Annotated in this window: 16 protein-coding genes; 9 read left to right on the forward strand and 7 right to left on the reverse strand. The window is 44.6% G+C overall.

Annotated features, from left to right (window positions below; translation table 11 throughout):
• Nucleotides 1–16: 16 nt before the first annotated feature.
• The gene (gene helD / locus AB6D58_RS06220; protein ID WP_372156763.1) at nucleotides 17–2,092 is read right to left on the reverse strand and encodes a DNA helicase IV; all 2,076 of its coding nucleotides are present in this window, start codon (nucleotides 2,090–2,092) and stop codon (nucleotides 17–19) included.
• Nucleotides 2,093–2,269: 177 nt separating this feature from the next.
• Between helD and yccS the strand changes: the two genes are divergently transcribed.
• The 5 genes from yccS (at nucleotide 2,270) to AB6D58_RS06245 (ending at nucleotide 7,824) form a co-directional block, all read left to right on the forward strand.
• Nucleotides 2,270–4,453 (forward strand): YccS family putative transporter, encoded by a 2,184-nt coding sequence (yccS, locus tag AB6D58_RS06225; RefSeq protein WP_372156765.1) that lies wholly within the window; start codon nucleotides 2,270–2,272, stop codon nucleotides 4,451–4,453.
• A gap of 332 nt (nucleotides 4,454–4,785) precedes the next feature.
• Nucleotides 4,786–4,971, forward strand: coding sequence for a hypothetical protein (locus tag AB6D58_RS06230; RefSeq protein ID WP_017064780.1), 186 nt, complete (start codon nucleotides 4,786–4,788; stop codon nucleotides 4,969–4,971).
• Nucleotides 4,972–5,092: 121 nt separating this feature from the next.
• Nucleotides 5,093–5,413, forward strand: a complete 321-nt coding sequence (locus tag AB6D58_RS06235; protein ID WP_017060893.1) for a hypothetical protein — start codon at nucleotides 5,093–5,095, stop codon at nucleotides 5,411–5,413.
• A 161-nt stretch (nucleotides 5,414–5,574) separates the two neighbouring features.
• The gene (locus AB6D58_RS06240; protein WP_029235254.1) at nucleotides 5,575–6,837 is read left to right on the forward strand and encodes a hydroxymethylglutaryl-CoA reductase; all 1,263 of its coding nucleotides are present in this window, start codon (nucleotides 5,575–5,577) and stop codon (nucleotides 6,835–6,837) included.
• Between the two features lie 75 nt (nucleotides 6,838–6,912).
• Nucleotides 6,913–7,824, forward strand: a complete 912-nt coding sequence (locus AB6D58_RS06245) for a LysR family transcriptional regulator (protein WP_017060895.1) — start codon at nucleotides 6,913–6,915, stop codon at nucleotides 7,822–7,824.
• A gap of 74 nt (nucleotides 7,825–7,898) precedes the next feature.
• On the opposite strand, the gene AB6D58_RS06250 is transcribed toward AB6D58_RS06245, so the two are convergent.
• The 3 genes from AB6D58_RS06250 to AB6D58_RS06260 form a co-directional block, all read right to left on the reverse strand.
• Nucleotides 7,899–8,813, reverse strand: a complete 915-nt coding sequence (locus AB6D58_RS06250) for a YjjW family glycine radical enzyme activase (RefSeq protein WP_372156768.1) — start codon at nucleotides 8,811–8,813, stop codon at nucleotides 7,899–7,901.
• A 56-nt stretch (nucleotides 8,814–8,869) separates the two neighbouring features.
• Complete coding sequence (locus AB6D58_RS06255; protein WP_102332917.1) at nucleotides 8,870–10,435, reverse strand: YjjI family glycine radical enzyme; 1,566 nt, start codon at nucleotides 10,433–10,435, stop codon at nucleotides 8,870–8,872.
• Nucleotides 10,436–10,757: 322 nt separating this feature from the next.
• Nucleotides 10,758–11,357 carry a class I SAM-dependent methyltransferase gene (locus tag AB6D58_RS06260; protein ID WP_017064785.1) on the reverse strand — a complete coding sequence of 200 codons (600 nt, stop codon included), beginning with the start codon at nucleotides 11,355–11,357 and terminating at the stop codon, nucleotides 10,758–10,760.
• A 161-nt stretch (nucleotides 11,358–11,518) separates the two neighbouring features.
• On the opposite strand from AB6D58_RS06260, the gene AB6D58_RS06265 reads away from it, so the two are divergent.
• A complete protein-coding gene (locus AB6D58_RS06265; RefSeq protein WP_016797108.1) occupies nucleotides 11,519–12,397 on the forward strand; it encodes a LysR family transcriptional regulator in 879 nt (292 codons plus the stop codon).
• Nucleotides 12,398–12,431: 34 nt separating this feature from the next.
• On the opposite strand, the gene AB6D58_RS06270 is transcribed toward AB6D58_RS06265, so the two are convergent.
• The gene (locus AB6D58_RS06270) at nucleotides 12,432–12,782 is read right to left on the reverse strand and encodes a hypothetical protein (protein WP_372156770.1); all 351 of its coding nucleotides are present in this window, start codon (nucleotides 12,780–12,782) and stop codon (nucleotides 12,432–12,434) included.
• Nucleotides 12,783–13,070: 288 nt separating this feature from the next.
• On the opposite strand from AB6D58_RS06270, the gene AB6D58_RS06275 reads away from it, so the two are divergent.
• Nucleotides 13,071–13,967, forward strand: a complete 897-nt coding sequence (locus tag AB6D58_RS06275) for a cation diffusion facilitator family transporter (protein WP_372156773.1) — start codon at nucleotides 13,071–13,073, stop codon at nucleotides 13,965–13,967.
• 50 nt (nucleotides 13,968–14,017) lie between these two features.
• Here the strand turns inward: AB6D58_RS06275 and yddG are convergent, their stop codons facing one another.
• Both yddG and yjjG read right to left on the reverse strand, forming a co-directional pair.
• Nucleotides 14,018–14,950 carry an aromatic amino acid DMT transporter YddG gene (gene yddG / locus AB6D58_RS06280; RefSeq protein ID WP_372156776.1) on the reverse strand — a complete coding sequence of 311 codons (933 nt, stop codon included), beginning with the start codon at nucleotides 14,948–14,950 and terminating at the stop codon, nucleotides 14,018–14,020.
• Nucleotides 14,951–15,129: 179 nt separating this feature from the next.
• Entirely contained in the window at nucleotides 15,130–15,804 is a 675-nt protein-coding gene (gene yjjG, locus AB6D58_RS06285) for a pyrimidine 5'-nucleotidase (protein ID WP_372156778.1), read from the reverse strand.
• A gap of 234 nt (nucleotides 15,805–16,038) precedes the next feature.
• On the opposite strand from yjjG, the gene AB6D58_RS06290 reads away from it, so the two are divergent.
• Nucleotides 16,039–16,191 carry a hypothetical protein gene (locus tag AB6D58_RS06290; RefSeq protein ID WP_017066574.1) on the forward strand — a complete coding sequence of 51 codons (153 nt, stop codon included), beginning with the start codon at nucleotides 16,039–16,041 and terminating at the stop codon, nucleotides 16,189–16,191.
• A gap of 260 nt (nucleotides 16,192–16,451) precedes the next feature.
• Entirely contained in the window at nucleotides 16,452–17,600 is a 1,149-nt protein-coding gene (gene yiaY, locus AB6D58_RS06295) for an L-threonine dehydrogenase (protein ID WP_372103250.1), read from the forward strand.
• The last annotated feature ends 29 nt before the right edge of the window (nucleotides 17,601–17,629 follow it).

Genomic DNA, 17,629 nt, shown 5'->3' on the forward strand with positions numbered 1-17,629 from the left:
ATCAAGTCAAGTAACATCACTTTTTACAAACAACTGGGTAATCAGAACCATGCAGCTCCTGCACAAAGCCAGAACCGTCACCGCTGTGCGTGATCCATACTTTCTCTTTTGCCCGCGTCATTGCTACATAGAACAAACGACGCTCTTCCGCATAAGGGAACGCGTCTGATGATTCAGTCAATGCGCCATCAATATGCAGCTGTTTTTTCTTGGTCGGGAACTGTCCTTCATCAACACAAAGAATAATGACAAAGTCCGCCTCTTTACCTTTACTGCCGTGGCAAGTCATGAACTTGATATCAATGGAGGTGAAGATCTTCTTCCAATCTTCCAACAACTCTGGCTTGTGGTAATGATTACGTCCAAGTAGCAACACCGATTTATTGGTTTTGCCTTTGGATTGACGGTTCAGTTGATCAAGAATCTTCTCAACTTCTTTGCTTGGCGCACTGTACACCGCCTTCTGCTTTTGTTGCTTGAAGCTGTTCAGTTCTTTCGGAATCTGAATTGGGTTTTCTTGTACAAAGCGATTGGCAACTGCACCTAGCTGATTGTTAAAGCGATAAGTGGTATCTAGGTGATGAATGGTCGAGCTTTCAAAGCGATCCTTAAAGCCCGTGGTCAAATCCACATCCGCACCCGCAAACTGATAAATCGACTGCCAGTCATCGCCTACTGCAAAAATAGAGGCTTGATGCTCGGCTTTAGACTGATTACACAGTGCTTCAACCAAGGCAAGACGATCAGGTGAGATATCTTGGTATTCATCGATCATGATGAACTTCCAAGGTGAGATAAACTTGCCCTTCTCGACATACTGAGTCGCTCGGCTGATCATGATTGAGAAGTCGATATGATTCTGTTCTTTCAGCTCCTTTTGCCACGCGGTTACACATGGCCAACACAGTGAAAGCTCGCTGTTGAGGCGCGCATAGTCTCGGTGATCAATCAGCTGTTGCTGTACTTCTTTTTTGGTTAAACCCGACGCATTCAACTGTTCTAGCTGCTTTTCAAGCCAACCGATCAATTTGAGGTTTGAAACGTGGCTACCAAGCTCATCGTCACCGGTTAAATAAGCGATTGGCCATTTAGACAAATGCTTTTGCCAACGTTTAAAGTTGGTCGGTGTCATCCAGTGCTTCTTCAACCAATCAATGCACCATGCTTGGCGTTGGTTGTCATCGAGCGCTAAAGGAGAAATAACCACACGTTCGGGTTCAACTTGATTCAGTATCTTTAAACCCAACTGGTGGAAAGTGCTGACTTGCACCTTCTCTGCTGATAAACCAATTTTGCTGTCGAGACGTTGCTTCATCTCTTCTGCCGCTTCACGACCAAAAGCGAGCAATAGCAACTCTTCAGCTTGAGCTTGATGGCTTTGCAGTAAATACGCGACGCGAGCCGTTAGAACACTGGTTTTACCCGAGCCTGCACCCGCTAAAATAAGGTTGTGATCATCATTCATCAAAACCGCATATTGCTGCGATAAGTTCAGTGGTGACGACTCACATTGCGCAAACAACACTTCCCAGTTTTTTCGCTCGGTCTCTAGCCATTGCTGGTTTCTTTCAGCTTGCTTGATTTCCGTTTCAGATAACCATGGCTGCATTCTTGCGATGCGGTTTGGCATGCGTTGTGCGGCCTCTTCTAGCGTCATTGTCATACTCTCTAAGCCTGAGTTGACCATATCAACCCAAGTGTTGACCTTAGAATGCGGTAGAAAGGCTGGTAATTGCTCAAGACGTGTTAATTCAGCTTCCCACTGAGGTACGTGTTCAGCCAATTGTTCACATTGAGTGTCGTGCCACTTCTGATAAGCACTAACTGACGCGCGTGCAAATTGACGGCATTGATCCCAAGGTAAGCCTTGTACTAACCAACTGCGCTGTGTTCCATCTTGTTGATTAGCAAAAAATTGTAGCGATCCCCAGAACAATCCGCGCTTTATCGCGATCTTGCCACTCCAAATAGTAAATGGGATACGCTCTTCACTGCCTACTGAAGATAACAGCAAGCGTGGACCATCAAGTTCAACCTGATGATATTCATTTTGAATAAAAAACTGTGCAGTCTTGTTAGCGCTTAGCTGCATTGGAGTGTGCTCTTAATTGGGAATATTGAATTTATATCATGATGCAATGAGAATTAATAATATCTCATATCTTATCGACGCTTTCATGACCACCTACGGGCAATTATGGATAAGTATCAAATTCTTGTGCTTGATTTCTGTTAGGATTATGGTTTTTAGTGTGTCAAGTGAGCGACTGTGGACTTTTCAGCCAAATTACGCCTCTATTGGGCGAATAAAACCATAAATTACAGCGTATTAATTCTCATCACTCTGCTCGGCGTGGTGGTGCCTGCTTGGTATTATGGACAAAACACACTGATCACGCCTTTGATCTTAGGCGTTATTGCTGCGGCTCTTGCGGAAAGTGATGACAGCTTTACCGGGCGCTTGAAAGCACTCACGCTGACCTTTATCTGTTTCGCCGTTGCGGCTTTCTCTATTGAGCTTCTCTTCGATACGCCTTGGCTGTTCGCGATAGGGCTTTTTGTTTCAACCTTCTTTTTTATCATTCTCGGGGCAATTGGCCCTAAATACGCGAGTATCGCGTTTGGTTCTCTCTTGGTTGCCATCTATACCATGCTTGGTGCACACGAGAGCACCAACCTTTGGTTTCAACCGCTTCTACTGTTAACTGGCGCCGCTTGGTACTACTTCATGTCGATGATTTGGCAGATAGTGTGGCCAATGCAACCCGTGCAGCAAAACTTAGCCACGGTATTCGATCAAATCGGTAACTACATCGATTCAAAAGCGGAACTCTTCTACCCCGTTTCTGACTTGATTCCCCAGCCACACCGAATCATTGAAGCCAAACTCAACGCGAGTACCGTTAACGCACTCAACATGTGTAAGGCGACGCTACTTAACCGCTCTAAGCGCGGACACATTGACGGCCCTAGTGACCGATTTCTTAACACCTACTTTATCGCACAAGATATTCATGAACGCGTAAGCTCAAGCCATTATCGTTATCAAGAGCTAGCAAAACACTTTGAACGCTCTGACGTGTTGTTTCGATTTAAGTATCTACTGGAAGCGCAGGCCACTGCGTGTAAAGAAGTGGCGAGCTCGTTGAAAGTTGGCGCTGAATACCAGCATGGTGACAAGTCTGTATTGGCACTCGATGAGCTGATGTCTTCGCTCAATCATCTGCACCAACAGAATAATCCTAAATGGAAATCACTGCTGAACCAGTTGGATTACTTATTCAATAACCTAGCAACCGTTGAAAAACAGCTCTCGAATATCAGCAACCCAGATGCAGAGAAGATTGAAGAAGGTGTATTGAACGATACCAACCCTCATACTTTGACGGCAATGTCGCACAAGATCAAAGCTAACTTGCACACCGATTCTATGCTATTCCGCCACGCGATTCGCATGGCGATCACTTTGACGCTGGGCTACGGGATTATCCAGGGTTTTGATATCGAACGAGGTTATTGGATTCTACTGACGACACTGTTTGTGTGTCAGCCAAACTACAGTGCAACCCGTCAAAAACTGACGGCGCGTGTCATTGGCACGGTCGCAGGCTTATTGATCGGAGTACCGTTACTGACTTTCTTCCCGTCGCAAGAGAGCCAATTAGTGTTCATTGTGATCAGTGGCGTGATGTTCTTTGCGTTTCGAATCAATAACTACGGGTTTGCGACCGGCTTTATCACACTGCTTGTGCTCTTCTGCTTTAACCAATTAGGTGAAGGCTACGCGGTAGTATTGCCAAGGTTAGCGGATACCTTTATTGGTTGTGCTCTCGCCGTGCTTGCTGTCATTTATGTGTTGCCTGATTGGCAATCGAAGCGACTGCACAAAGTGATGGCGGATGCGCTCGATTCCAACAAGAACTATCTCGCTCAGATCATCGGCCAATACCGTGTCGGTAAGAAAGATAGCCTAAACTATCGTATCGCTCGTCGGAGCGCTCATAATAATGACGCAAACCTGACTGCCGCCATCAGTAGCATGTTGGTTGAACCGGGTAAGTACCGTACCTCTGAAGATGAGAGCTTCCGATTCTTAACACTCAATCATGCTCTGCTTAGCTATATCTCGGCTCTGGGTGCTCACAGAACGCGTATTGATGATGAAGCGACACACAAACTGGTGCTAGATGCGCACAGAGTAATCCACCAGCATCTCGACGCTCTAAATGATCAGCTCTATTCTCATAAAGAGCATTGTGAAGTGAAAAACGCTTATGACCCGGAGCTGGATAAACGTTTGAGTGAATGGCGAGAAGAAGATGAGAATTCTGTCAAAATGGTTCTACAACAGCTCCATTTGATCTATCGCATGCTTCCAGAACTGCATACCTTAGCGACCAAGTTTGCAGTTAAGGTTAAGATCGACAAGTCGTTTGAAACAGAAGCTTCTTGAGCAACAAACAAAATACCGTAAAAACAAAAAGATAACGCCAATTGCTTATCTTTTGATCATCACAAATATTTATACATTGCTTTACCCATACCCCTAATTGGGTAGAGAAATTACTTACCTACCCTTGTGCCACAAGGGTTGAAGGCGTTTTTACATTGTAGGAATCTTCTGACTTTGATTGACCAAGCCTTAACTTTTCCTAACATTTCTCGGACAAAAAACGACCACAGGAATTTATAGTTGTCTTAGTTTCAAGAAACTTCAAACATCATTTAAAATTCACTTAATCTTGTTTGATTTCCTGAATCAGTAGGCTATGCTCTAAAGAGCATATGAATTTGAACAAAGGTCACACTATGAATACACAGCAATTTGAAGCATTTAAGCAGCAAATACAGCTTCTTAGCCCACAACAATTAAAAGCACTTCAGGGTGAGATCGACGGCAACCTCGAAACAGAGAAGCCTTCTTTGCTTACTGATGAAGAGTTAAACGCGCTAAATGACCTGTTCAGTTAATAGACAGACATCACTAATTTAGCTTAAGTTCACATTTTCACCGTAAATTTCATCTGTTCACCATTGCGCTCAAAATATCGTCCGCCTAGACTCATTCCATACGTCAATAAAAGGTTCTGATATGTCGATATCTGGTATTCAATCTGGTTACGCCATTATTCAGCAATCCACCAACATGGCTGAAGAAGCCGCAATCGAGCTCAACCAAGCCTCCAAACACGCTCTAGAATCCGACGACACTTTCGAAGCTAGCGATCTCAGCTTTAATCAAATAGAGCCTGAACAAGCCATTTCCTTTAAAGACAAAGAACCTGAACCTGCTTCATCTTCAACCGATTCCCTGATTAAACTGACACAAAGCGCAAGTTATAACCGCGTTGGTGCAAGTGTGGTTGATCGTCAAAACGAAGCCATCGGTAGCCTTCTCGACATTCATATCTAAATTTCGCTCAAATACAGCCTATATTTCGCGAAACTTCGCTGCTTTTTGCTTCAACAACCACACAAACTGTAACTCATTATATCAGGCGCTTGTTTCTGGTTTATTACTCGGTAGAATCAGCGCAAACCAATTTGCTGCACAAACTTTACTTCATACTATTTATGCCAAAACTAAATCTGCATCGCCGTGACTATGTTTCTATTTTAGGAGGCGACATCTCCGCAGACGAATTAGAAAAAAAGCTTCAGCCTCATTTTGAAAAGCCAGTAAATAAGCTGACACCTAGCCCCTATCTGACAGAAAAGAATCTCACACGTCGCTGGACAGCGCTCGATAATGCAGATTCACAGCAAGAACTGCTCGACCCTCATACACAAAGTCAGTTCCAAGCTTATGAGAAAAACATTGAGCACTTTATTGGCACCGTTAAAGTCCCTGTGGGAATATCTGGCCCTTTAAGAGTCAATGGCCTATTTGCTACGGGCGATTACCTCGTACCACTCGCGACCACAGAAGCTGCGCTTGTCGCGTCTTATAACCGTGGTTCTAAGCTGATTACGGCTTGTGGTGGCGCAAGTGCTATGTTGCTCAATGAAGGCGTAACACGTACTCCTGGCTTTGCATTTCAAGGATTAGTTGAAGCCGGACAGTTTGTGGCTTGGGCTGTGACTCAGTATGACCAGTTCAAGATCTTGGCAGAATCAACAACATCACACGGCAAGCTGACCGACATTAATATCAACATCGAAGGTAACCATGTTTACTTGGTGTTCGAATTTCTAACCGGAGACGCTTCTGGTCAGAATATGGTGACCATCGCAACCAATGCCGTGTTTGAGTACATCATCGAAAATACGCCAGTTAAGCCTGACCATGCTTTCCTTGATGGCAACTTGTCAGGCGATAAGAAAGCCAATACCCAAACCTTGCGCAGCGTTCGTGGCAAAAAGGTAACTGCTGAGGTTAATATCCCTGCAGAGCTTGTCGCGAAGTACCTACACACGACACCAGAGAAGATGGTCCAGTTTGGCCAAATGACCACAGTCGGTGGCGCTTTGAGCGGCACTATCGGTATCAACGCCCATTATGCGAATGCACTGGCGGCACTTTACATCGCTTGTGGCCAAGACGCGGCCTGTGTCGCCGAGTCAGCGATTGGTATGACGCGTATGGAACTCAACAAAGAAGGCGGTTTATACGCTAGCGTGACACTGCCTAACTTAATGGTTGGGACTGTCGGCGGTGGTACTGGCTTGCCAAGTCAAAAAGCCTGTTTAGATTTACTTGGGCTGCATGGTAACGGTAAATCACAAGCCCTAGCTGAAGTTTGTGCTGCACTGTGTTTAGCGGGTGAACTATCGATTGTGGGCGCATTTTGCGCAGGCCACTTTTCACGAGCGCACCATAAGCTAGCTCGTAAATAACCTTTATCCAATTTGGCTTGTTCGATTTTGTCGTTCATGCAAAATCACAAGCCAATCTGAATGCGTGAGTCATAAATGGATTACTTACACTTATCTAGGGTGAGCCTTAAGCACCTCACTGCGCTTCATATTATGCTGAACACCCACAGCGTCACTCAGACCTCAGAGCAACTCTGTGTCAGCCCTTCGAGTGTAAGCAAAACCCTGTCTCAGCTGCGTGACATCCTGAATGATGAGCTTTTCTATCGAGATGGTACCAAGCTTATCCCGACTCCCTTTGCTCTGAAGATAGCGCCCACTGTTCACGCAATTCTTTCAAGCATGAATGGACTGCTTCATCAAAAGAGTTTTACCCCTCAAGAGTACCAAGGCAGTTTTTCACTTTCGATGCGTGAAAGTACCTTCGAAGTATTTGCCTCTAAGATAAGTAAAATCACTACTGAACTGGCGCCAAACGCGAAGCTCAACATCTATTCGAAACAACAGCTCGGCTTCGATGCTTTACTCAGTGGCAAGGTCAATTTGATCTTGTTGCCTCATGATATATCTCAGCCGCCGACCGATAACAAAGAGCTGGTTTGGGAAACAATTCTTCCAGATGAAATGGTTTGTTTGATGGGCGCACACCACCCTCTCGCTCAGCAAGAACTGACGGTAGAAGGCTACTTAGATTACAAGCACATTGGGATTTTAGATAACGAACTGTCTCAGCCTTACTTTGAACAAAACTTGGTTCAATGCCACCAACCAAGAGAGATGGCAATATCGGTCGCGGACTTCGGCGCTGCGGCTGTGTTGTGTCACCACACACCTTTCCTGTTCACTTGCTCTAAACAGTGGGCTGAGCATGCTAAACAAGCTCAGGGCTTAGTGAGCAAGCCCTTGCCTTTTGATTACGGTAAGGTGGCGTACAGCTTGGTGTGGAATAAACCCAACATGAATGATCAAGCGATCAAATGGTTGTGTGACCTGTTTTTAGAAGCTTAATATTTTTAGAGACTTAATATCTTTAGAAAGTTAACGTTCTTAGAAGCCTGATGACCGCCTAAGAAATCTAAAGACTAGGTATAAACCTCAGGAGTTTGCATCGGTCTTTGAACTATGGTGTAGAGCTTATCGTGAAAGCTCTGCATCTGTTTTTCGGTGCATTTCGGCCAATCTAACGCGTCGCCAATGACACCATGATGCTGAAACGCATTCAGCCGAATTCGAATATCACTTGGTAGAGTCTTCAAGTAACGCCCCACTTGTTCAATTTCGTCCTCAAGATCGCTTTTATTTGGGATATGTAGCAACCTAACTTCGTGCAGTTTTCCTTTATCTGCTAAGTAGTTAATGGTTTCAAATACTCGATGGTTTCCTCTACCTACTAGCCATTGGTGTGTTTCAGATTGCCATGATTTTAGGTCAATCATCGCGCCATCAAGGTAAGGTAATACTCGCTCCCACCCTTGTTGAGGCAACGAGCCGTTACTGTCAATAAAACACGTTAAGTGTGCCAATTGCGGATCGCTTTTAATCGCTTGAAATAGCTCTATGATAAACGGCAACTGCATGGTCGCTTCACCGCCAGAAACGGTAATGCCACTCAAGAAAAACTGATTATGCCTGACAAGCTCCAGAACCTCTGAGACCGTCATTGTGGTAATTTTCGGGCTCGACTTATGGTCGCAGATATCAATGCACTTATCGCAGTTGGTGCAAGCTGCTGGGTCCCACTTCACTTTGCCATCAACCATGCTTAAAGCACGGCTTGGACAGCCGCTAATGCAGTCACCACAATGGTTACAGTGATTGATTGTGTGGGGGTTGTGGCAAGTAATACAATCAAAATTGCAGCCCTGAAGAAACAGCACCAAGCGGTTTCCCGGGCCATCAACACAAGAAAAGGTCAGCACACGGCTGACCTTCGCTTGTTTTTCTGCCTTATTATTTTTAACCCTAGCCATTTGAGTTGTTAGATCAGAAATTTTCATAATTCACATTGTTCGTATTCGAAACGCACCATACACATAACGCACGCACGTTAAAGCTATTCGTATGTCGGCGACATCTCTAAACTCGCCACGCGTGGTTTACGCTCTAATATGCCCGTGTTCTTCGCAGCTTCGGCACCTAAAAAGGTGGTATTGGTGCGTGAGCCTTGCTCGTCATATTTGGCAATGTCAGATAGCTTAATCATGTAACCCGTGACACGAACCAAATCATTTGATGCAACGTTAGCCGTGAACTCTCGGTAACCCGCTTGAATCGCGCCTTTACACAGGTTAAACATCGCTTCAGGGTTAGATTTCACTGTTTCGTCGATGGTCAGAATGTCACTGATGCCCGAGGTGTAGAACTTATGGTGACCCGCGGTTGCACGAACGTAAGAGACAGGATCCGGTTCGGTACCATAAGGAATACGGACACCCGGCGTCACATCTTCATCTAAGCTAATACCGCCTTGAGCATGCAGCAGAGCTTTACCTTCTAACCCATACTTCACGTCAGAGCGTTCAACGATCTCAGCCAGTTTTTCGGAGATACGGTGACCAAGCTGATTTGCCTGTTCATCGTGACCATAGCGCCCTGCTTGGCCCTCTTTCTCCATCAAGATGTTGACTGCTTCCGCCATGCCATAAATACCAAACATTGGCGCAAAGCGATCTTCTTCGATAAGGCCTTCTTTGGTCAGGAAACCTTCGAAGAAGTTAGACTCTTCATGCAAGAAGCGGCTACGAGCGTTCATCAACTCAACCATGATGCCACTGTAGTTCGGCAGTACTTGTTGTAAGAAATCAGCACTGTCCTCAGACTTCAACGCCACTTGCTTAAGGTTCATACGCACCAAGGTGTTTGAACCACCCGCTAACGGCAGAGAGTTGTAGCAGCTCACAATACCAAAACGCTTATCGCCGTAAGCCTCGGCATGCGCTGGATAGTTTGCAATATGTGGTTTACTGCATTCACAGATGTTGCTCGCCGCATGACGAAGTAGATCATCAGGTGTCACGGCTGGGTCGTACATAAAGGTTAAGTTTGGCGCGATCTGCTTCAATTCAGCGTCTACACGTAAAATCGTACGGCAGATAATGTTGTCTGTCGGGCCGATATTCACATGCATAAAGGCGTCTGGCAGTGTGCGATCCAACATGATCCAGAACAGCTTAATCTTTTGGTATACCTGCTCTTCTGTTAAGTCGCCCACGAAAGGCATCAACACATCATCCAACTGACCTAGGTAAACCGGAATTGAAGTGACAGACGGAACATGGTGGTAAAGGATGGTAAGCATGTTCAATGCTTCATCGAAGTTGGTTGCCGCGCTAAGCTCTAAATACTCTGAGCCTTGATGTAAGTATTTAGAATAATCTGGAAGTACATAGCGCGGCTTAAATGGGGCGTGCCCTTCAAACATGTCACACAGCACACCTTGTTGTAAGGCTTGCTCTACTTCTTTGCTTACCGGCATATACGGTAAGCTGGCTTCAGCTTCTAAGGCAAGATAGCTCGACTTCTGTTTTGGTGACAGGTTGGCATCTGAAATGATATTGCTAAAGCGTTGTTGTTGCTCTGAAAGTGGTGAAGAAGTAGATGACGCAGATTGGTGGCTCATGATTAAACCCTTAGTGTTGTTATGGGCTTATTTTATATCTCACCGTTATATTTCCACTAATGAAATGTATGCAAGACTACATTTCCAGAATGGAAATAAATAATTTGTAAATTAGCGGTGTTGAGTTTTCTATGAGCGAGATGAGAAACAGAGAAATAGAGAAACCAGAGTTAGTAGTGAAGAAATGAGAAAGCGCTAATTCGTTCTGTTTAAAACGATAGCGCCAAAAAGAGAAAACCCACATAACTGACGTTAGAGTCGTTAATGTGGGTTTAGTAGTTTAAATGAGCATTCTGAATGCTAGCTCAAGGCATACACACGATTACAGATCTGGAAGCGCTTGTTTACGTCCAACACCCATTAATACCTTTAACTCTCCTTGTGGAGTGTCAATCGAGAACGGTGTAGAGACTTCAACTACTGCAAAGCCCGCTGCACTCAATACATTTTCTGAGCGCTGTTGGCTTACACCGTAGTCTTCACTGTCGCTTTCCAAGTACCAATCCCAGTGTACAAACGTACCGTCGTTTTCAAGCAGCGTGTAAATCAGACTGACTGTGTCTTGTAGGTTCGGGATAAAACCACACACCGAAGAGGCTACCACTAGGTCAAACTGGTTTCTGAATGCTGGATGCTGCGCTGCAAGTCCGCGCGATAAAATATCAACTACCGGTTCAACGTTAGGTAACTCTTTCTTATCTAACTCTTCAATCATCCCTTCAGAGATATCAAGTGCGATGATCTCTTTTGCTAAAGGAGATATTTTCTGGCTGAGTAGTCCTGTACCACAACCAAAATCAAGGACACGGGTTCCGTTTAAATCAACGAGCTGTGTTAACTGGTCAAATACGGATTGTGCGAATACTGCGGTTGCGGGATCTTTATCCCAATCAACGGCGTATTCGTCCCATTGTTTCGCCATCATGGCCTCCATCTTTACTTCTTGTAGGTTCGGAACTTCCCCAGAGTAAACCAAATTAGTCAATTCGTCATAGAGTTATCATGCAAAGATGGACTATTTCTAAGATAGTCAGCACAATATTCAGATAATATGCACCGACCCCCGCTCAATATGGAAATGAAATGAACCTTTCTCAAGTCCAAGCCTTTTGTTCCGTTGCTGATTTAGGATCAGTTTCTGAAGCTGCACGCCAGTTAGAATGCAACCGAACCAAACTCAGCATGTCGATTAAAGCCTTGGAAAAAGAGTTAGATGTCGAGCTGTTCGTCCGCAGCGGAAACCACGTTGAGCTTTCAGAAGCGGGTAAAGCGATTTACAAAGATTGCGAAGGCATGTTGGTGACAGCCGCGCGTATTAAACAAACCTGCTTGCATGTTTCGGGCGAATTCAACGCAGAAATTTGGATAGCACGAGATGACTCCCTACCCGATGAAATGTGGCAGGACTTATCTCACGCCTTAAATAACAAGTACCCTTCTACCTCATTCAACTTCGTTCTCGCATCGAGCGGTGACTTAGCTAACCTAGTTGAAACTCAGCAAGTCGACTTCGCATTTGGTGTCGATTACGAACGCGTCGATGACCCAAGAATTATCTACAACCCGCTTGGTAAGATTCGAATGATGTCTGTATGTAAGAAAGGACATGATTTGAGTGCGATGCGACGAGTGTCTGATGAAGTACTGAGAAATTCGATGCAAGCAACCATGGTTTATCTTAATGAAAAGGATAATCCTGAGCTTGAGCCCTTCTCGCGTCGTTACATTGGCTTCTCTAGCTTCGACTTTATGTTGGATACGATTCTACGTGAAGAAGCATGGGGCGTAATGCCTGAGCCATTGATTCGCCATTTACTGCGTGAACAAGAGCTTGCCGTGATCAAACACACCTACGGTTTAACACAAGAAGACTACTGTATGTTTACCGCGGCTGGCATGGCAGAGCACCCAGGAATGAATTGGTTGGCCGACCAGCTTAGTGATTATTTGTTTGATTTCTAGACGGACGACTTTTACTCCATACTTAAGTCTTGCTCTAGAAAACCATCACGTGATCCACTAAGTAGCGTCCGTCTTCTTCAACCAATACCATTTCGGCGACAAACTCGCCTTTGGCGATGGTGTAAGCTTGTTTCCACACAAAAGCGATGGAGTCTGAACGTCTAAACAGCGCGACTTGCTCTCGCTCAGCAAAAAAGCCATTACTGTGCTGATAATGGTGACACACCTTTTCTAAATATTCCGGCGTAACAATGTCTTTCATCCTTTGAGTAAAGTTTCGACAGTGCTGTTCATGATCGACCTTGGTTGAACCATCCATCAGATTATCCATGATCGGGTTAGCAATCACCCACAACTCGTTATCACTGATATCGTCAAACTTCATATTGATTCACTCCTTGTCCATCGCAGTCGCAGTCAAATCTAGAAGACCAATAAGACCTTAGCGACTAATGTGTTTTATTAATCATAAACGATCCTATTTCAGTTGCACACCATCACCAAAAAACACTCAACGTCAACTTTATTGACACCACGCCCTAACCTTAAGTCACTGAATTTTATTGATTTATATGTTCGAATTAAATAAGACATATAAACATCATCAGATAAAGTTTGTAAAGTTAGCTCATTATTAGAACAATGAAGTTATCAAAAACATCTGGAAAATATTATGTGTGACAGGAAAAGCCAAAACGAAAATCGAGTACTATTGTTCTCAGCCCTTTTAGCATCAGGCTTCGCAATTGGCGGATTGGTGTTGGGGCTTCTCGTTGGCTCTCTGGTCATAGTATTTGACGGTGTCTATTCTCTTATCAGCTTACTGTTAACTTTATTGTCACTAGCTGCTTCAAAATACATTAACCGCCCTTCAGATAGAGAGTTCCCGTTCGGTCGAGCTATCATCGAGCCGATTGTGATTGCGATTAAAGCCGTTGTGATTCTTCTTGTGGTTGGTTATTCACTTTACTCTGCGATTGGTGCCCTAATGACGGGTGGCCGTGAAGTTGATGCTTCTATTGCAACTCTGTTTGGTATTTTCAACGTGTTGGGTTGTGGTTACGCTTGGTGGTACATCGCGAATAAGAGCAAACGTATTTCTTCAGGTCTGATTCAGGCTGAATCTAAGCAGTGGCAGATGGATACGCTACTGAGTGTAGCGGTAACAGCGGGTTTCGTAGCGGCTTGGTTAATTACTTTTTCTCCGCTTGCAGAATACGCAGTGTATGCCGACCCAATGATGATGTTGCTAATGTCTTTCTACTTCATCAAAGTGCCTTTCGACATGTTACGTGAAGCCATGCGCGAACTGCTTATGATGTCGGCAAACAAAGATATTTGTGATGCGGTAGATAAGAACGTTGTCGCGGTAGACAAAGAAGCGGAGCAAGATTTGGAGCTGATGGGTGTGACTAAGGTTGGTCCTGAGCTAAGAATCAACGTTGATATTCATACCAATGACCAAGATGCAATTGCGGTTGATGATATTGAACGTACGCGCCGCCAACTTAAGCGACGCTTATCGAAGATGCCTTATGAGCTTCAATTGAATCTCAATATCGCGAGTTAAGAATCGAGAGTTAAAAAAAAACAAGAATTAACCCATCAACCTCTGGTTAACTAAGACTCTGATTGAACCTTTTTAGAAGCCGACGCCGTAACCGTCGGCTTTTTGTCTCTGGTTACCCACCAGCAAGCTAAAGAGCCAATCGTCACCATACAAACGCCTTGCCAAAACGTCATGCTCAGTGACAAACCCAAAATCATAGAAGACAGTAAGGTCGCAAAAATAGGCGTGAAATAAGACATGGTCGCTAGGAAGACCATATTGCCGCCAAGTATCGCGGTATTCCAAAGTGCGTAACCTGCGCCCATACACACACCGGCTAACACTAAGTCAATCGCAGCACTGGTTGTCATCACCATGCCGGTTTCGTTACTCAATGCGTATTTGATCCACAAGGTGATTGCCGTTGCGATAAAGAACAACACAATCGCATTCTGCCCTTTCGCCACTTTCTGAGTGTAATTACAGTAAACCGCCCAAATAATCGCGCCGAAAAACGCCATAGAATAGGTTTTAGGGTTGGTCGCAATGTTGGCAGCAATTTGGTCGACAGAGAGACCTTGGTCACCGCTGATGCTCCAAGCCACACCAAAGAATGCCAAGAAGATACTTGGATAAACCAGCCAGTTAATCTTCTTGTCGCTCAGCAGCACCGCAAATAATACCGTCAATGCAGGCCATAAGTAGTTGATAACGGCCATTTCCAAGGCTTGATGTCGGTTGTTTGCCATCCCTAAAGCCAGAGCTAAGAAGATCTCATAACAAACGAACAGAGCACCACCAATCACCAGGTATGACTTAGAAAACCGCGACAGCTTAGGTAACCCCATAACACAGACCAACAACAGTGAGCTCACTGTATAAAGACTGGCGGCGCCACCAATTGGGCCCAGTTGTTCTGATACGCTACGAGACAGCGCGATTAAGCAGCTCCAAAGTAAAATGGCAGCAATGCCGTAGCAGCTATGGCGATGAGATTTCAGCACGCCTCTTCCTTCTCTTTATTGTAATTAGGTAATCAAAGCGAGCTTAAGCAAAGGTAGGCTTAAACACCACTATCGATAAGTTGCAGTGAGTAAAAATAAGTAGCCGAGCACATAACTGTACTCGGCTATCAATCATTTACTCAAAATTCTAAAAGCAGTTAGCAATTAGCAATTAGCAATTATGCCAACAAAAGTGCTTGCAGGTCAGCCAGAGACTTGACCTGATAATGAGGGTTAATTCCTGCTGGCGTCGCTTTCTCTTGGCTGTTCAACCAACACGTCTCAATACCAAAATCCAAGCCGCCTAAAATATCTGAATGCGGGTTATCTCCGACCATCAATACGCGTTGTTTTGCTGGTAAGCCAACAAGCTTGTGTGCATGTTTAAAGATTTCAGCGTCTGGTTTCGCGACACCGACTTCTTCAGAGATGATCACATGGTCAAAGTAATCTGTCATGCCTGTGCGTTCTAAACGTATAGATTGCAGCTCGGTAAACCCATTCGTGATGATACCCATGTTCACTTTGCCTTTTAAAGACTCCATCAACTCTTTTGCACCTGGGAGCAGAGAACAGATATCCGCCATTGCGGTCAAAAATGCACTGTTTAGTTCTGCTGTTGTTGTCTCTAACTTTGTTGCCCAGCTTTCAAAACGCGCGTGCTTCAGTTGAGCTGCCGTAATGCGGCCATCTTGATAATCTACCCAAAGTGGTAAATTAACCTCTTGGTAAACCGAATAATCCTGTTCACTAAAGTCCACACCAAAACGGGAGAACATCAGCTTCATTCCTTGAAAAGCATCAAAGTGGAACAAGGTTTCATCCGCATCAAAGAATATCCAATCGTACTTCATTTTCTGTCCTGTTATTCGCGTTGTTGAGCAGTGCTGTGTTTGTTTTTATCGTAGTTTTGCTTAATTTTTCTCTTCGCCTTGTAGGCTGGCAATCACTTTACTCGTAAATCTGTGAGCCTGTATATAAATCTAATAATTTATAGAAAACAAGCAGCAAGTCATGATGTATCGCAAATTTTGCCACATATTAAACCAATACCATACAAGAAATACATTTAAGTACCGGGAGGTATTATGAAGCACTTCTTACCGTCATCTGTCATGCTCACCCCATTTCTTGTCAAATACTATGACGAGGAGCCAGAAGACACCCTTGAGTCTGAAGAGTCGCAAGATCCTCAAATTGAGTGCAGTGATGACTCCGATAAAACGTCGACACCAGCCTAACCAAAACAGCTTTCAATGAAAAACCTTAATTTTCATTGTTATAGAGCACCATTCTGCTCTTGGTGGAGCCAATTTATCGCTAATCACTACTGACAAAGAACACAGCCAAAAACCATGAAAACGATTGCTATATGAGCCCTATCACAACGACTAGCCACAAAGTGGTAGTTCGGAATCAAAGTTGTTCCAGATCAATGGTCGACCACTTGAATGCCGACAACATGTAGGAAATTAAAAATAATAATTAACGGAGTTTTCCAATGTCTACTGCATTTTACATCCCTACAATCAACTTCATGGGTACTGGCTGTCTGAAGGATGCTGCTGATAGCATTCAGTCTCAAGGCTTTAAAAAAGGTCTGATCGTTACTGATAAGATCCTGAATCAAATTGGCGTAGTTAAGCAGGTACAAGACCTTCTTAGCCAGCGTGGCGTAGACGCAGTTGTATTCGACGGCACTCAACCAAACCCAACCATCACTAACGTGAACGATGGTCTAGAATTGCTGACTGACAACGATTGTGATTTTGTTGTTTCTCTAGGTGGCGGTTCTCCACACGACTGTGCAAAAGGTATCGCTCTGGTTGCTTCTAACGGCGGCAAGATTGCAGATTACGAAGGCGTAGACCAATCTGAAAAGCCAATGATGCCATTGATCGCTATCAACACCACGGCTGGTACGGCATCTGAGATGACTCGTTTCTGCATCATTACTGACGAAGCTCGTCACATTAAGATGGCTATCGTTGATAAGCACACAACACCGCTTATCTCAGTAAACGATCCTGAGTTGATGCTTGCTAAACCTGCATCATTAACTGCTGCAACTGGTATGGATGCGTTAACGCACGCAATCGAAGCTTACGTTTCTATCGCAGCGACACCAATTACAGACGCTGTAGCGATTAAAGCCATTGAACTTGTACAAGCTCACCTAAGAACGGCAGTAGCGCACGGCGAAGACATTGAAGCACGTGAACAAATGGCTTACGCACAGTTCATGGCGGGTATGGCGTTCAACAACGCGTCACTAGGTTATGTTCATGCGATGGCGCATCAGCTAGGCGGCTTCTACGATCTTCCACACGGTGTGTGTAATGCTATCTTGCTACCACACGTTCAACGCTACAACGCGCAAGTTTGTCCTGAGCGTCTACGTGATGTTGCAAAAGCAATGGGCGTTAACGTTGAAGGTATGTCACCAGAGCAAGGTGCAGAAGCTGCGATCGAAGCAATTGTTCAACTAGCAAATGACGTGAACATCCCAACAGGTATCGCGCAACTTGGTGCGAAGCTAGAAGATATCCCTACTCTGTCTGACAACGCACTGAAAGACGCATGTGGTTTTACTAATCCTAAACAAGCGACCCACGAAGAAATCTCTGCGATTTTCGAAGCGGCAATGTAATCTGCCATTAAGTCACTTATAAACTTATC

Origin of the sequence: Vibrio sp. 10N.239.312.D08 (genome assembly GCF_041466145.1) — a bacterium.
GTDB classification, from domain to species: Bacteria; Pseudomonadota; Gammaproteobacteria; order Enterobacterales; family Vibrionaceae; genus Vibrio; species Vibrio crassostreae_C.

Excerpts from the sequence above, each read along its gene's own strand:
- AB6D58_RS06250 (WP_372156768.1), bottom strand. The coding sequence starts at position 8,813 with ATGAAAATTTCTGATCTAACAACTCAAATGGCTAGGGTTAAAAATAAT.
- AB6D58_RS06290 (WP_017066574.1), top strand. The coding sequence starts at position 16,039 with ATGAAGCACTTCTTACCGTCATCTGTCATGCTCACCCCATTTCTTGTC.
- AB6D58_RS06260 (WP_017064785.1), bottom strand. The coding sequence starts at position 11,357 with ATGGCGAAACAATGGGACGAATACGCCGTTGATTGGGATAAAGATCCC.
- yiaY (WP_372103250.1), top strand. The coding sequence starts at position 16,452 with ATGTCTACTGCATTTTACATCCCTACAATCAACTTCATGGGTACTGGC.
- AB6D58_RS06240 (WP_029235254.1), top strand. The coding sequence starts at position 5,575 with ATGCCAAAACTAAATCTGCATCGCCGTGACTATGTTTCTATTTTAGGA.
- AB6D58_RS06245 (WP_017060895.1), top strand. The coding sequence starts at position 6,913 with ATGGATTACTTACACTTATCTAGGGTGAGCCTTAAGCACCTCACTGCG.
- AB6D58_RS06270 (WP_372156770.1), bottom strand. The coding sequence starts at position 12,782 with ATGAAGTTTGACGATATCAGTGATAACGAGTTGTGGGTGATTGCTAAC.
- AB6D58_RS06235 (WP_017060893.1), top strand. The coding sequence starts at position 5,093 with ATGTCGATATCTGGTATTCAATCTGGTTACGCCATTATTCAGCAATCC.
- AB6D58_RS06230 (WP_017064780.1), top strand. The coding sequence starts at position 4,786 with ATGAATTTGAACAAAGGTCACACTATGAATACACAGCAATTTGAAGCA.
- helD (WP_372156763.1), bottom strand. The coding sequence starts at position 2,092 with ATGCAGCTAAGCGCTAACAAGACTGCACAGTTTTTTATTCAAAATGAA.
- AB6D58_RS06265 (WP_016797108.1), top strand. The coding sequence starts at position 11,519 with ATGAACCTTTCTCAAGTCCAAGCCTTTTGTTCCGTTGCTGATTTAGGA.
- AB6D58_RS06275 (WP_372156773.1), top strand. The coding sequence starts at position 13,071 with ATGTGTGACAGGAAAAGCCAAAACGAAAATCGAGTACTATTGTTCTCA.
- AB6D58_RS06255 (WP_102332917.1), bottom strand. The coding sequence starts at position 10,435 with ATGAGCCACCAATCTGCGTCATCTACTTCTTCACCACTTTCAGAGCAA.
- yjjG (WP_372156778.1), bottom strand. The coding sequence starts at position 15,804 with ATGAAGTACGATTGGATATTCTTTGATGCGGATGAAACCTTGTTCCAC.